Origin of the sequence: Amycolatopsis acididurans (genome assembly GCF_012328925.1) — a bacterium.
Taxonomy (GTDB): Bacteria; Actinomycetota; Actinomycetes; order Mycobacteriales; family Pseudonocardiaceae; genus Amycolatopsis_E; species Amycolatopsis_E acididurans.
This window is the reverse complement of the sequence record NZ_JAAXLS010000001.1, coordinates 617,516-630,259: the sequence shown is the minus strand read 5'-3', so window position 1 is coordinate 630,259 and position 12,744 is coordinate 617,516. Positions and strand designations below refer to the sequence as shown.

The following is a 12,744-nucleotide window of genomic DNA, read 5'->3' as shown; positions in this document are numbered from 1 at the left end:
TCACCGCTGCTCGCTTCCGGGTGGCCCGCGGCGACGGCGGCGGGTGCGCCACGCCTGGGCGAGCCGGGAATGCGGCTGCCAGTTCAGCCCGTTGGGCAGGTTCCAGCCGAACTTGACGGCCGCCACCCGGAACAGCAACGCCCCCACCACCCCGACCACGATGCCGATCAGCGGCGCACCGAGGTAGGTGCACACGACCATGGTGGCGGCGACGGCCGCCGCGACCGTGGCGTACAGCGCGTTGCCGCCGAACACCGCCGGAACGCGGCGCAACAGGACATCCCGCAGCGCACCGCCGCCGACGGCCGTGGTCGTGCCCAGCAGGATCGCCGGCAGCCAGCCCAGCCCGGCGGCCAGCGTCTTCTGCGCGCCGGTCACCGCCCAGAACCCGATGACCGCCGCGTCGAGCGCGGTGAACAGCTTGTCCCACGCGCTTTCGCTGATGGAGATGACGAACGCCAGCAACGCACCGGCGAGCGCCGTCGGCAGGTAGGCGTAGTCGGTCAGCGCGACCGGCGTGCCGTGCTGAAGCAGCGTGTCCCGGAGAACGCCACCACCGAGCCCGGACACGCTGCCCACGACGAGGAACCCGAACAGGTCCAGCCCTTCGGTGCGGGCGATCGCGCCGCCGAGTACCGCGCACGCGAACACGCCCGCCAGGTCGAGATAGCGGGTCACCTGGTTGATCGCCTCGACCGTCACACCCGCCATACCCGCAAACCCTAAGCAGTGTCCGGGCCGTCCGCGCGTGGGCCGCCGGCACCGTTGGGTAAGATCGTGCCCGGCGCCGGCCGTTCCGGCGCGCGGCGGTGGGGCCCGCCGACCCCGCGGGGTGAACCGCAGCGCCGCTGCCAACGGTCCCTACCAGTGGCCTTCGTTCGTACTGGTAGGAGGACTGTGTCTTGGAGCCGACGACCAATTCCGTCGATTCGGACGTGGATCTGCACGTGCCCGCCGAGCGGCGGGAGGTACGCCCGAGCATCTGGCCGGTACTGGCGGTGATCTCGGCGGGCGGCGTGCTGGGTGCGCTGGCCCGCTATGGGCTCCAGCAGGCGTTCCCCCACTCCGCGAGCGAGTTCGGCTGGGCGACCTTCGGGATCAACGCCGCCGGCTGCCTGCTCATCGGCGTGCTGATGGCCCTGATCGGCGAACTGTGGCCCGGCCGCCGCCTGCTGCGCCCGTTCCTCGGCGTCGGCGTGCTCGGCGGGTTCACCACGTTCTCCACCTACGTGGTCGACATCCAGCAGGCTCTGGCCGCCGGGGCCGCCCGCACCGCGCTGGCCTACCTCGCCGCCACGATCGTGGCCGCGCTGCTCGCGGTCTGGGTCGGCGCCACACTGACCACACGGGCGCTGCGGCGGCGCCTGCCGACGTCCCGGAAGGCGGGCGGGCACCGATGAAACTGCAAGGCTCCGCGCTGCGGCTGACGATCTTCGTCGGCGAGAGCGACCAGTGGCACCACAAACCGCTGTTCACCGAGATCGTGCACCGCGCTCATCAGGCGGGCCTGGCCGGCGCCACCGTGCTCCGCGGCGTCGAGGGTTACGGCGCCTCCAACCACGTGCACACCACCCGCATCCTTTCGCTGTCGGAAGACCTGCCGGTGGTGATCCTCATCGTCGACGACGAGGCCAGGATCCGCGGTTTCCTGCCGATCCTGGACGAGCTGATCGGCGAGGGGCTGGTCATCGTCGAACCGGTCGAGGTGATCCGCTACGTCGGCCGCGACCACCAGGTGAGCCGATGACCGTGCTCCTGGTCGCCATCGGCGCCGCGCTGGGTGCGCCGCTGCGGTACCTGACCGACCGTGCCATCCAGGCCCGCCATGACACGGTCTTTCCCTGGGGCACCTTCACCGTCAACATCGCCGGTTCGGCGGTACTGGGATTCCTGACCGGCCTGCCGGGCAACGGGGCGGTCTCGGCGATGCTGGGCACCGGGTTCTGCGGGGCGCTGACCACGTACTCCACGTTCAGCTACGAAACGCTGCGCCTGGCCCAGGAGCGGGCGCGGTTCTTCGCGCTGGCCAACATCGTCGCCAGCGTCGTCGCCGGGCTCGGCGCGGCCTACTGCGGCCTCGCCCTCGCCACGGCACTCACCGGATAAACCTCCGAAAACACTAATAAACAGAACTATCTCGCAGCCTTCATCAGGTGTTCGGCTTCACACTTGTCCGAAGATAGTTCTGTGTCAGAATCAAATGAGAGGAGCCAACCGGGGAGGACGCGATGGCCATACTCGCCGAGCAGGCACGGCCGAGGGCAATCCGTGAACACCCGCACGCAGGCTGGTTCGCGGTGGCGACCGTGTGCTTCGGCGCGTTCATGGGGCAGCTCGACGCCAGCATCGTGACGCTGACCTTTCCCGCGCTGCAGCACGAGTTCGCCCAGCCGCTGGCAGCGGTCGAATGGGTGTCACTGTCCTATTTGCTCGGTCTGGTGGGACTGCTCGCGGCCGCGGGCAGGCTGGCGGACGCGACCGGGCGGAAGCTGATGTACATCTGGGGCTTCGGGGTCTTCACGGTCGCGTCGGTGGCCTGCGGGCTCGCGCCCGGTCTTGGCCTGCTGGTCGGGTTCCGGGTGCTCCAGGCGGTCGGGGCGGCGATGTTGCAGGCCAACAGCGTCGCGCTGGTCGTCACGAGCGTGTCGAGGGCGAAAATGCGGGCGGCGCTCGGTGTGCAGGCCGCCGCGCAGGCACTCGGCCTGGCGCTCGGCCCCGCGGTCGGCGGATTGCTGGTCAGTTCCGTCGGCTGGCGCTGGGTCTTCCTGGTCAACGTGCCGGTCGGCGTACTCGGGCTGATCGCGGGCCGGTTCCTGCTGCCGAGGACGCGGGAGCGCACACCGCTCGGGCGCTTCGACGTCGCCGGGCTGCTGCTGCTCGCGGCCGGCTCCACCGCCCTTCTGCTCGCACTGTCCGGTATTTCCGGTCTGCGCATGCCGGCATGGGCCGCGGGCCTGCTCGCCGCCCTCGCGGTGCTCGCCGGGGTCGCGTTCCGGTGGCGGGAGCGCCGGGCGGACAGCCCGCTGGTGGATCTGGCCGTGCTCCGGCCCGCCGCCGTGTCGCTGGGCCTGGTCGGCGCGTTGTGCGGCTACCTGGTGCTGTTCGGGCCGCTGACGCTGTTTCCGCAGGTACTGGGCGCGCACGGCGCGGCGGGCCTCATCCTGACCTGCCTGCCCGCCGGGTTCGGGCTCGCCGCGGTCGGGGCCAACTGGCTGCTCCCCCGCGGCCTCGGCTCCCGGGGACGGACCGTGCTGGGCTCGGCCGCCTGCGTCGCCGCGTGCGCGATCCTGCCGGCGGCGCCGGGTTCGCCCGCCCTGGTCGGCCCGTTACTCTTCCTCGTCGGCATCGGACTGGGGGTGTTCATCCCGGCCAACAACTCGACCATCATGGGAGCGATCCCCGAGCGCATGTCGGCGACAGGAGGCGGGCTGGTGAACATGGCACGAGGGCTGGGCACGGCGCTGGGCGTCGCGCTGGTCACGCTGTCGCTGCACCTCGGCGGCGGGGTGCACGGCGGCGCCGAGCTGGGCCTGTTCGCCCTGGCGGCGTTCGGGCTGATCGCGGGCCTCACCGGCATCGCGGTCCCGGCCGCCAGGAGCGGACCGCGGTGAGCGCGTCACACCCCACCGAGGCCGAACTCGCCGACATCGTGTCGCGGCTGCGCCGGGCCATGCGCCGCGCCGCCCGCACGGCGGACCCCGGCAACCCGCTGTCGGTGGCCCAGCTCGAACTGCTGTCCTGCCTGGCCGAGAATCCCGGTGCGCAGCCGGGCCAGCTCGCCCGGGCGCTGCGGCTCGCGCCCAACTCGGTGACGACGCTGGTCAACGGCCTGCGCTCGCGTGAACTGGTCACCAGGGTCAGCGGCGTCGGCGACCGGCGCACCGCGAGCCTCGCGCTGACCGAAGCGGGCGAAGCGGCGGTGCGGCGCTGGCACACCACCAACGCCGACATCCTGCGCGCCGCGCTCGCCGGGCTGCACCCGGGATGGCAGCACGTGCTCACCGCCGCGCTGCCCGCCCTGCACGAGCTGGTCGACGCCATCGACGACCTGGCCGACCCCAGGCATGACGCCGCGGGGACCGGCTGACTTCGGAGTCCTAGTCCTAGTCCTTGCCGCGGCCGGTCACCGAGTCGCGGATGTGATCGACGGCCGCGGCGGCCTTGCCCATCGTCTTCTGCACGCCCGCGCTCGACGGCGTTTCCGGATGCGGCCGGGTCGGTGCCTTCGGCTTGGCCTGGGCCATCTTCTCGCCCACTTCCTCCAGCCGCTGCTCGCTGATCGCGGACCGGACCCGCGGCCACACCTCGTCCTGTTCGTAGCCGATGTGCTTGCGGCCCTCGTCCACCAGGCGGCGCACCATCTCGTCCAGATCGGACTGATGCGGCCCGGCCTTGTCCATCGCGTCCAGCAGCTGTTTCGCCGCCGATTCCTGGTCCACGGCGTGCCCGGCCAGCGCCTCCCCGTCCGGGACCTCGGCGCGGACCATCGGCCAGAAGTACTGCTCCTCGATCGCCTCGTGCCCGGATTCGGCGACGACGATCTCGGTCACCAGTTTCTTGCGTGCTTGCAGGACATTCTCCGGCGGCTCGTCGGCCACGGTGGGCGCGTGCTCCAGCCGGTCCAGCATCTCCAGAACCCGCTCGTGGTCCATGCGCAACAGGGTGATGGCGTCCATGCGCTCCCTTTCCTCGTGTCGGTTCACCCCCCACCTACCCGCTGCAGGGGCGGCCGACACGCCGCTCAGCCCAGCACGAAATAGCGCAGCCACAAGTAGGGCGCCGCCAGCAGCACCGTGATGGCTGTGACGACCGCGCCCTTGCGGGTGAACTCCCAGAACGAGATCGGGTAGCCCTCGCGCCTGGCGATGCCGAGCATGACGACGTTGGCGCTGGCGCCGACCGCGGTGAGGTTGCCGCCGAAGTCCGCGCCCAGGGCCAGCGACCACCACAGCGCCTGGGCGTGCCCGGGGTCCGGGATCCGCGCCACCAGGTCGGCCACCAGCGGGGCCATCGTCGCCACGTAGGGAATGTTGTCGATGATGCCGGACACCACGGCCGACACGCCGAGGATGAGCAGCACCGCCACGAGCGCGTTGCCGCCGGTCGCGTCCGCCGCCAGCCGCGCCAGGTCGGCGATCACCCCGGTGTGCACCAGCGCCCCGATCATGATGAACAGCCCGGCGAAGAACAGCAGCGTCTCCCATTCGACACTGACCAGGTAGTCCCTCGGCCGCGCCTGCGACACCAGCACCAGCACACCGGCCCCGAGCAGGGCGACCACCGACGGTTCGAGGTGGAACACCGAATGCCCGACGAACCCGGCGAAGACCGCGCCGAGCACGATCCCGCATTTGACCAGCAGCCGGGTGTCGCGGATCGTCTCGCGCTCGTTCAACGCCATGACCTCGGCGATGCGCTCGGGATCGGCGGCGAACGAACCGCGGAACAGCCACCGCAGCACGAAGCAGAACACCACCACCTCGATCACGACGATCGGCGCCAGGTGCACCAGGAAATCGTTGAACGTCAGGCCGGCGCGGCTGCCGATGATGATGTTCGGCGGGTCACCGATCAGCGTCGCCGTCCCGCCGATGTTGGACGCGAACACCTCCGCGATCAGGAACGGCGCGGGGCTGATGCCGAGCCGGTCGCACACCAGCAGCGTGACCGGCGCGATCAGCAGCACCGTGGTCACGTTGTCCAGGAACGCCGACGCGATCGCCGTGATCAGCACCAGCAGGATCAGCACGCGCAGCGGCGAACCCTTGGCACGCTTGGCCGCCCAGATCGCGATGTACTCGAAAACCCCGGTACGGCGCAGGATCCCGACGATGATCATCATGCCGAGCAGCAGGAAGATCACGTTCCAGTCGACGCCGGTGTCGTGCGAGTAGAACGCCTCGTCCGCGCCGACGACCCCGACCCCGAGCACCACACCGGCGCCGGCGAGCGCCGCGGTCATCTTCGGGATGCGCTCGGTGGCGATCAGCAGGTAGGCGATGACGAACACCACGATCGCGACGACGGTGCTCATCGCACCGACCCCGGGCTCAGTGCAGCGCCAGCTCCAGCAGCCGCGACGCGGTGATGACCCCGCTCAGCTTCCCGCCGTCCAGCACGGCGACCAGCGGGCAGCGCAGGCGGGCCATGATCGCCGCGACCTCGACGATCGTGTCGTCGGAGTGGACGGTCGGCAGCTCCGCGGAGTCCTCCGGCAGCAGGTCGCGCACGGTCTTGCCGGCGAGCCGGTCGGCGACCCGGTCGGCCATCGACTCCGACAGCACCCCGGCCAGCGACGGATCGTCCTGCACGTACCCCGGCACCAGGAACCGGACGACCTGCGAGGCCGGCAGGATCGAGCACGGGCAGCCGGAGCGGTCGGTGACCACGATGCCGGGCAGTCTCTGCGTGGCCATGAGCCGAACCGCCTCCAGCGCGTCGGAATCCACGCCGGCCACCGGAAACTCCTCGGCCATCTGCGCTGCGTGCATAACCGCAGACTACGACGAAACGGCGGTGGGAGCGCGGGCTCATGACCAACTCCTGTCGAAACCTTGACGGGTACCCCGCACGGTAGGGGCCACCGCGTGCCGACCAGACTTCCCGGCGCTCCGCCCGTCAAGATGCCGCAAAGATCCACACGACGCAAACCGGTGCGATGGCAACCGGGTGAGAGCGGTAACTTCCCGGCCGGGTCGCGCGAGTTCCAGAGTGCGCACCCGGAACAAGGCGGTGAGGCCATGAGCGCGCGAACCCTGGCCGCTCTCGCGGCGACCCGTGACGACCAGCCCGAGGGCGCCGACGTGGCCTCGGCCGCCCAGGCACTGGTGGCCGCGATCCCGACCGAGACGCTGGCCGCCTACACCGCGGTCGTGGGCACCGTGCTGGCCGCGGGCGTCGGCACCCAGTACGGCCCGTTCCGGTGGTGCGCGTTCGCCGTGTTCGTGGTGCTCGCGTTCCTCGCGCCGGTCGCCGCTTACCACCGCTCCGTGCCGATGGCCACGCGAGCGCGTCCCCGGCGCGTCCCGCTGCCGGAATGCACCAGCTCGGCGTTCGCGGCGGCCGCGTGGGGGCTGGTCATGCCCGGCAGCCCGCTCGGCACCGCGATTGGGGGCAACGCGCTGATCTTCGCGACCACGTCCATCCTCGTCGGCGCGACGGCGGCGCTGGCCTTCGGGACGCAGGTCCTCGGCAAGGCGAACAACCAGCCGATGAGTTCGGCGGCGCACGGCGGTCTACCCGGTCGTCAGGACGAAGGAAAACCGGCTGGGAGCCCACGATGACGAAGGTCTACACACACATGACGATGTCCCTCGACGGCTACATCGCCGATCCGGACGACGGGATCGGCGAACTGTTCGGCTGGTACGGCGCCGGTGAGGTGACCGTTCCGACCGCCGACGAGAACATGCGATTCCAGGTCGACCCGAACAGCGCGGGGCTGCTGCGCGACATTCTCGCGCGGACGGGCGCGCTGGTCTGCGGCAGGCGGCTGTTCGACCTGACCAACGGCTGGGGCGACAACCATCCGGTCGGGGCGCCGGTCGTCGTCGTGACCCACCACGTCCCCGAAGACGCGGAGAAGTGGCCGCGCACCACGTTCGCCGGCGATGTCGCCGAAGGGGTGGCGCGCGCCAGGGAGATCGCCGACGGCAAGGACGTGGTCATCTCGAGCGCCGACATCGCAGGGCAGGCCCTCGACCTGGGACTCGTCGACGAGGTGCACGTCAGCCTCGTGCCGGTCCTGCTCGGCGAGGGCATCCCGTACTTCGCCCGCCTGGCGGGTGCGCCGCACCGCTTCGACGATCCGGAGATCATCCAGGGCACGCGCGCGACCCACCTGCGCTTCCCGGTGCGGCGCGTCAGCCGGCCGTCGTGAACGTGTGCACGTAGTCGAAGACGGCCGTCGCACCCGGCGTGTTCATCGACACCACACCGATTTTCAGCGGGCCCTGGTGCGGCAACGACCAAGTGCCGCCCCAGCTCCAGTGCACGCCGTCGGTGCTCGACGCCTCGCGCACGTCGTCCGCTCCAGTGCCCGGGTTGTGGTGATAGGCCAGCCGCAGCCAGGTCGTCGCGCCCGGTGGGCCGCCGAACATGGGCCCGTTGAACACCGGTGTCGGCGGTATCGTGGTCGGACGGTCCCCTTCCTTGTCGAACTCCGTCTGCTGGAAGACCGCACCGTTGCCCGCCGTCATCGGCAGCACCGAATGCACCAGCTTGAAGTACCGGTCGTCGTTGCCGTACAACAGGATTCCCGCCTGCTGGGCCGCCTTGGTGCCGTCGAAGGCCAGCTTCGTCTCGACGAGGAAGTCACCCGGCGGCGCGTCCCGCAGCAGTACCGGAGCGGTGTTGTCGCCCAGGTACAGTTCGGCGGCCTGGGTGGGCCAGGTGAGCGTGCCGCCTCCCTCGGTCGCCGTCGCGGCGCCACCGCGGACCCAGGTCCATGCCGGATCCACGGCCTCCGGCCTTCCGGTGCCGGTGAAATCGTCCGAATAACCCGGAAGCAGCACGCCCGGCGCGGGTTCCGCGACGCGGCTGGTGACCGGCTGGTACAGCGGTACCGCGCTGAGGTTGTCCGCGGCGGCCGGCGCCGCGGTCGAGGCCACCCCGATCCGTCCCGGTTGCAGCTTCGGTCCGGACAGGTTCACCGTGACGGTCGCCTGTGCGTCGCGGAGCCCGTCGTCGGAGACCTCCGCCGTCAGCGTCCCGCCACGGGCCTCGACCGCGACCTCGTGCCAGGCACCGAACTCGAAAGTGGACGGTAGCGCCACGCTGTTCGTCGTGGCGACACCGGCGTTCGTGACGGTTGCCGCGAGCGTGTGGTGTTCACGATCGACCCACGCCGTGATCGTGTTGCGCGCGTTGCGGTCCGAGACGGTCAGCCCCACCGCGCCGCCGGCCCCGCCGGTCAGCTTCAGCCGTCCCTGCGCCCGGATGTCACCGCCGATCTGTTGGGGGGAGAGGTAGTACGACGTGTCCGAGGACGACTGGGTCAGGACACCGCCCGACCCCGGTTCCTGCTCCACTTTCCACGCCCCGCCACGGGCGCTCCAGCCGGTCGTCGGGCCGTTGAAGGTGCTGCCCACGACCGGGGTGGTGACAGGCGCGGGCTGCGGCCCCGCCGACGGGCCGGCGCCGGCCCGCACGACCGGCCAGCCGTCGATCCAGTCCAGCCGGTCGATCATCATCGGGCGTTTGGACAGGCTCGGCTTGACCCCGTCGTCGGTGCTCACCGGCGGGAAGTCCGGATCGGACGAGGGAATCGCGTGGTAGACCAGCCAGTCCTGGCCGGAAAGGTCGGTCTGGATGGCGTTGTGGCCGGGACCGGCGAATCCGTTGCCGTTCGCGGCGAGGACGATGCCATTCTTGCTGGACAGGTCGGTCAGCGCCTGCCCATCCTGGGTGTAGAACGGGCCGCGCGGATTGTCGGCGCGCCCGACCTTGACCGTGTAGCCGCTGAACGAACCCTGGCAGCAGCCGGCGTCGGAGTAGAACAGGTAGTAGTGGTCGCCGCGCCGCACGGGGAACGAGCCCTCGGCGCGGCGGCCGTGCAGCACCTGCGTGATCGGCCCGGTCAGCCGTGTCGCGTCGGTGTTCATCGCCGAGACGCACACGGTGTCGTAGCTGCCCCAGTACAGGTAGTGGGTGCCGGTGGTGTCGGTGATCATGGACTGGTCGATCGTACCCGCCGGGTTGGTCGGGCAGCCGGTGCCCAGCGTGGCGATCAGGCCGTGGTCGGTCCAGGGGCCCGTCGGCGTCGGGCCGGTCAGCAGCACCACTCCCCCGCCGGACAGGCCGTAGGTCAGGTGGTAGGACCCGGCGACGTAGTGGATGTCCGGCGCGAACGGGCGCGTGCCCGCCGGCCACCACGACGGCCGGGTGGCCTCGGTGTAGACGTCGCCGGCGTAGGTCCAGTGGACCATGTCGGGTGAGCGCAGCACGGGCAGGATGTGCTCACCGGTTTCGCCTCGGCTGTTGAAGATCGGGTTGGTCGTGCCGTAGGCGTACCAGTTCCCGTCCGCGCCCCGGATCATCGCCGGATCGGGGAAGGTGTCGACGACTCCGGCCGTGACCGGGTTGGTGTAGGTGCCCGCCGCCGGCTGCGGTGTGGCCGCGACAGGCGCGGGCGCCGCACCGACCGCCAGCGCGGTCAGTGCGGCGGCGAGCAGGCTGAGCGCACGACGAACTCGCATGGTCCTCGTCTCCCATGCTCGGTGATGCGACGGAATCGCGTCAGGGTTTGGTGTTCTGGTAGGTCGATTCGTCCAGCCCGCTCAGTGTCGGGTCGTACTCCACGTCCCCGACGTCGTACATCGAGGTCATCCAGTGGTAGAAGTTGTCGCCGCGGCGGCGCAGGATCTCGTACAGCCGCCGCATCAGCGCGCCCCGCACCGGGGCCATCTCCGGCAGCTCGTAGACGTTGAGCAGTTCGTCGGGATCGGTGTGCAGGTCGTACAGCTCGTTGACGGAGTCCGGATTGACCACCAGCTTGTAGCGGTCGGTGCGCAGCATCCGCTGCGGATACGGGAAATGGTGTCCGTGGAACTCGCACACGATGTCGGGGTCCCACTCCACGTCGTCCACACCGGACACCAGTGGCAGCAGGCTGCGGGAGTCCACCGCGGGCCGCGGGTCGATGCCCGCGAGATCCAGGATCGTCGCGGTACAGTCCAGCAGGCTGACGAACTCCGGCCGGACCTGTCCTTCCGGCGCGCCGGGCACCCGCACGATTCCCGGGGTGCGGTAGATGTCCTCGTACATCGCCGGGCCCTTGTCGTGCAACCGGTGCGCGCCGGTGAACTCGCCGTGGTCACAGGTGAAGAACACCGCCGTGTCGTCGGTGAGCCCGAGCCGGTCCATCGCCGCCATGACCCGGCCGATCTCGTGATCGATGAGCGAGACGTAGCCCCAGTAGACGGCGATGAGCTTGCGCGTGGTCTCGATCGGCATCGTGTCGAACGTCCAATGTGCACTGTAGTTCTTCTGCACCGGAGGCTTGCCGTGGAAGGTCTCGGCGACCGATTTCGGCAACGGCACGCCGGCGGGGTCGATCAGGTCGAAGTACTCGTCGGGCACGATGTAGGGCAGGTGCGGGCCGAAGAAGTGCAGGGCGAGGAAGAACGGCTTGTCCCGCTCACGCACGTCCGCCGCGTAGCGTTCCAGGGTCTCGATCGCCCGGGTGGCCAGGTAGTGCTCGAAGGTCGCCTCCAGCGGCTGGTTCAGCCGCGCCGCGAGCAGGTTTCCCGGGCCGCCGTTGGGAAGCGTGCCGCGGATGCGGTCGCTGATCTCGTACGGCGGCAGGTCGTTCTCGGCCAGGTAGGCGAGGTAGTCGGGATGCTCCACCGGGTTGTGCCAGCCCGGCAGATCCGGCCCGTCGAACCCGAAGTCATTGGCCGACTTCGCGGTCCCGACGTGCCATTTGCCGATCAGGCCCCGGTTGTATCCCTTGGTGCCCAGCGCTTCCGAGAAGGTGAACTGTCCCTCCGGCAGATCCTCGATGTAGCCGACGTTGCGCTCGTAGTTGGCGAGCAGCTTGTGCCGGAACGGCGCCTGCCCGGTGAGCAGGCTGGCCCGCGCGGGGGTGCAGATGGCGGTCGGGGTGTACCAGCGGTCGAACCGCGTTCCCGTCCTGGCCAGCTCGTCGAGATGCGGCGTCACGGCCCGGTCGTTGCCGTAGCAGCCCAGCGTGTCGGCGCGATGCTGGTCGGTCATCAGGAACAGGATGTTCTTGCCCGTCATGAGCGGCCCGCCGAGGTGAACAGGTCACCGGTGTAGTAGGTCTTGGGCCCGACACTCTGCTTGAGCTGCCCGGACGCCGTGAAGTACTGATCCATTTTGGACAGCCAGCCGTCGATCGTGCCGTCCTGCGTCATCCGGTCGAGGTCGTCGACGTTGAGGACCTGGTTGTTGGCCGCGTCGGCGGCCACGGTGCCCTCGTCGGTCTTGAGCATCTTCGCGGTCAGCTTGACGGCCTGCTCCGGGTTCGCGCTGCGGTACTTCATCGCGTCGCGCAGCACCGACACGACCTTGCGCGCCTTGTCCTGCTGCTTGGTCACGACGTCGTTGCCCGCGACGAAGGCCGTCGGGAACTGCAGCTGACTGGCGAAGTCGGAGTCCTTGGCCAGCTCGACCAGATCTGGCACCTGCTTCTTGATCGTCGCGATCGCGGGATACCAGAAACCCGCCGCGTCGATCTTCTTGGACGAGAACGCCGACACGATGGTCGAGGCGTCCATCGGCACGATCTTCACGTCGTTCTTCGTCAGCCCGGCCTGCTGCAGCGCCAGCGTCAGGATCATCTCCCCCGAGGTGCCCTGCGGAACGCCGATCGTCTTGCCGCGCAGCCCGGCGAGGCCGGTGGTGCCGGCCTGGGTGATCACGCGGTCGGAGTTGCCGAGGGTGTTCAGCGCGACGACCTTGGCCTGCCCGGACGCGGGCAGCCACATCGCGCCCGGTCCGATGTAGCCGAAGTCGAGGTCACCCGAGCCGAGCGCCTGGATCTGCAACGGGCCGTTGGTGAAGACCTTCGTGTCGGCCTTCAGCCCGTACTTCGCCCACAGGCCCTGGTCGTTGGCGATGGCGAGCAGGCTGGTCCCGTTGTAGTCGCCGATGTAGCCGAAGCGGACCTCCTCGCCGGAGCTCGAACCGGATCCGCTGCCGCACGCGGTGAGCGTGGCGGCGGCCAGCAGGGCGGCGGCGAGCGCGCCGAGCAGCCTCTTCCTGATCGTCATGGGGTGCCTT

The 12,744-nt window shown here is 70.1% G+C and carries 14 protein-coding genes; 7 read left to right on the top strand and 7 right to left on the bottom strand.

Going from position 1 to position 12,744, the window contains the following annotated elements; translation table 11 throughout:
• On the bottom strand, positions 1-711 hold the full coding sequence (locus HFP15_RS03135; protein ID WP_168511097.1) for a trimeric intracellular cation channel family protein: 711 nt from the start codon (positions 709-711) through the stop codon (positions 1-3).
• 191 nt (positions 712-902) lie between these two features.
• On the opposite strand from HFP15_RS03135, the gene HFP15_RS03130 reads away from it, so the two are divergent.
• The 5 genes from HFP15_RS03130 to HFP15_RS03110 all read left to right on the top strand — a co-directional run bounded on the left by HFP15_RS03130 (position 903) and on the right by HFP15_RS03110 (position 4,087).
• Positions 903-1,400 (top strand): fluoride efflux transporter FluC, encoded by a 498-nt coding sequence (locus HFP15_RS03130; protein WP_168511095.1) that lies wholly within the window; start codon positions 903-905, stop codon positions 1,398-1,400.
• A complete protein-coding gene (locus HFP15_RS03125; protein ID WP_168511093.1) occupies positions 1,397-1,747 on the top strand; it encodes a DUF190 domain-containing protein in 351 nt (116 codons plus the stop codon). Before HFP15_RS03130 ends, HFP15_RS03125 begins: the two co-directional genes overlap by 4 nt.
• Entirely contained in the window at positions 1,744-2,106 is a 363-nt protein-coding gene (crcB, locus tag HFP15_RS03120; protein WP_168511091.1) for a fluoride efflux transporter CrcB, read from the top strand. Before HFP15_RS03125 ends, crcB begins: the two co-directional genes overlap by 4 nt.
• Before the next feature lie 122 nt (positions 2,107-2,228).
• Positions 2,229-3,611: an MFS transporter gene (locus HFP15_RS03115; protein ID WP_168511089.1), complete on the top strand. Its 1,383-nt coding sequence runs from the start codon at positions 2,229-2,231 to the stop codon at positions 3,609-3,611.
• Entirely contained in the window at positions 3,608-4,087 is a 480-nt protein-coding gene (locus HFP15_RS03110) for a MarR family winged helix-turn-helix transcriptional regulator (protein WP_312871424.1), read from the top strand. Before HFP15_RS03115 ends, HFP15_RS03110 begins: the two co-directional genes overlap by 4 nt.
• A gap of 16 nt (positions 4,088-4,103) precedes the next feature.
• Here HFP15_RS03110 and HFP15_RS03105 read toward each other — a convergent pair whose 3' ends face one another.
• From HFP15_RS03105 to HFP15_RS03095, 3 genes are all read right to left on the bottom strand, one after another.
• On the bottom strand, positions 4,104-4,676 hold the full coding sequence (locus HFP15_RS03105; protein ID WP_168511087.1) for a hemerythrin domain-containing protein: 573 nt from the start codon (positions 4,674-4,676) through the stop codon (positions 4,104-4,106).
• Positions 4,677-4,741: 65 nt separating this feature from the next.
• Positions 4,742-6,034, bottom strand: a complete 1,293-nt coding sequence (locus HFP15_RS03100; RefSeq protein ID WP_168511085.1) for an ArsB/NhaD family transporter — start codon at positions 6,032-6,034, stop codon at positions 4,742-4,744.
• A gap of 16 nt (positions 6,035-6,050) precedes the next feature.
• Positions 6,051-6,491 carry a CBS domain-containing protein gene (locus tag HFP15_RS03095; protein WP_168511083.1) on the bottom strand — a complete coding sequence of 147 codons (441 nt, stop codon included), beginning with the start codon at positions 6,489-6,491 and terminating at the stop codon, positions 6,051-6,053.
• A gap of 249 nt (positions 6,492-6,740) precedes the next feature.
• Here HFP15_RS03095 and HFP15_RS03090 point away from each other — a divergent pair, with 249 nt between their 5' ends.
• Together HFP15_RS03090 and HFP15_RS03085 are read left to right on the top strand one after the other, a co-directional pair.
• Positions 6,741-7,283 (top strand): hypothetical protein, encoded by a 543-nt coding sequence (locus HFP15_RS03090; RefSeq protein ID WP_168511081.1) that lies wholly within the window; start codon positions 6,741-6,743, stop codon positions 7,281-7,283.
• Positions 7,280-7,879, top strand: a complete 600-nt coding sequence (locus HFP15_RS03085) for a dihydrofolate reductase family protein (protein ID WP_168511079.1) — start codon at positions 7,280-7,282, stop codon at positions 7,877-7,879. Before HFP15_RS03090 ends, HFP15_RS03085 begins: the two co-directional genes overlap by 4 nt.
• Here the strand turns inward: HFP15_RS03085 and HFP15_RS03080 are convergent.
• From HFP15_RS03080 to HFP15_RS03070, 3 genes are read right to left on the bottom strand one after another with little or no spacing between them, the layout of a single operon-like run.
• Complete coding sequence (locus HFP15_RS03080; protein ID WP_168511077.1) at positions 7,863-10,196, bottom strand: family 43 glycosylhydrolase; 2,334 nt, start codon at positions 10,194-10,196, stop codon at positions 7,863-7,865. The two genes, HFP15_RS03085 and HFP15_RS03080, sit on opposite strands and share 17 nt — an antisense overlap.
• A gap of 40 nt (positions 10,197-10,236) precedes the next feature.
• Complete coding sequence (locus HFP15_RS03075; protein ID WP_168511075.1) at positions 10,237-11,742, bottom strand: sulfatase family protein; 1,506 nt, start codon at positions 11,740-11,742, stop codon at positions 10,237-10,239.
• Positions 11,739-12,734: an aliphatic sulfonate ABC transporter substrate-binding protein gene (locus tag HFP15_RS03070; protein ID WP_168511073.1), complete on the bottom strand. Its 996-nt coding sequence runs from the start codon at positions 12,732-12,734 to the stop codon at positions 11,739-11,741. Before HFP15_RS03070 ends, HFP15_RS03075 begins: the two co-directional genes overlap by 4 nt.
• Between the last annotated feature and the right edge of the window lie 10 nt (positions 12,735-12,744).

Bases quoted from the DNA above. Each gene is read 5' to 3' on its own strand.
- HFP15_RS03100 (WP_168511085.1), bottom strand. From the start codon at position 6,034: ATGAGCACCGTCGTCGCGATCGTGGTGTTCGTCATCGCCTACCTGCTG.
- HFP15_RS03075 (WP_168511075.1), bottom strand. From the start codon at position 11,742: ATGACGGGCAAGAACATCCTGTTCCTGATGACCGACCAGCATCGCGCC.
- crcB (WP_168511091.1), top strand. From the start codon at position 1,744: ATGACCGTGCTCCTGGTCGCCATCGGCGCCGCGCTGGGTGCGCCGCTG.
- HFP15_RS03125 (WP_168511093.1), top strand. From the start codon at position 1,397: ATGAAACTGCAAGGCTCCGCGCTGCGGCTGACGATCTTCGTCGGCGAG.
- HFP15_RS03085 (WP_168511079.1), top strand. From the start codon at position 7,280: ATGACGAAGGTCTACACACACATGACGATGTCCCTCGACGGCTACATC.
- HFP15_RS03090 (WP_168511081.1), top strand. From the start codon at position 6,741: ATGAGCGCGCGAACCCTGGCCGCTCTCGCGGCGACCCGTGACGACCAG.
- HFP15_RS03135 (WP_168511097.1), bottom strand. From the start codon at position 711: ATGGCGGGTGTGACGGTCGAGGCGATCAACCAGGTGACCCGCTATCTC.
- HFP15_RS03095 (WP_168511083.1), bottom strand. From the start codon at position 6,491: ATGCACGCAGCGCAGATGGCCGAGGAGTTTCCGGTGGCCGGCGTGGAT.
- HFP15_RS03080 (WP_168511077.1), bottom strand. From the start codon at position 10,196: ATGCGAGTTCGTCGTGCGCTCAGCCTGCTCGCCGCCGCACTGACCGCG.
- HFP15_RS03070 (WP_168511073.1), bottom strand. From the start codon at position 12,734: ATGACGATCAGGAAGAGGCTGCTCGGCGCGCTCGCCGCCGCCCTGCTG.
- HFP15_RS03115 (WP_168511089.1), top strand. From the start codon at position 2,229: ATGGCCATACTCGCCGAGCAGGCACGGCCGAGGGCAATCCGTGAACAC.
- HFP15_RS03105 (WP_168511087.1), bottom strand. From the start codon at position 4,676: ATGGACGCCATCACCCTGTTGCGCATGGACCACGAGCGGGTTCTGGAG.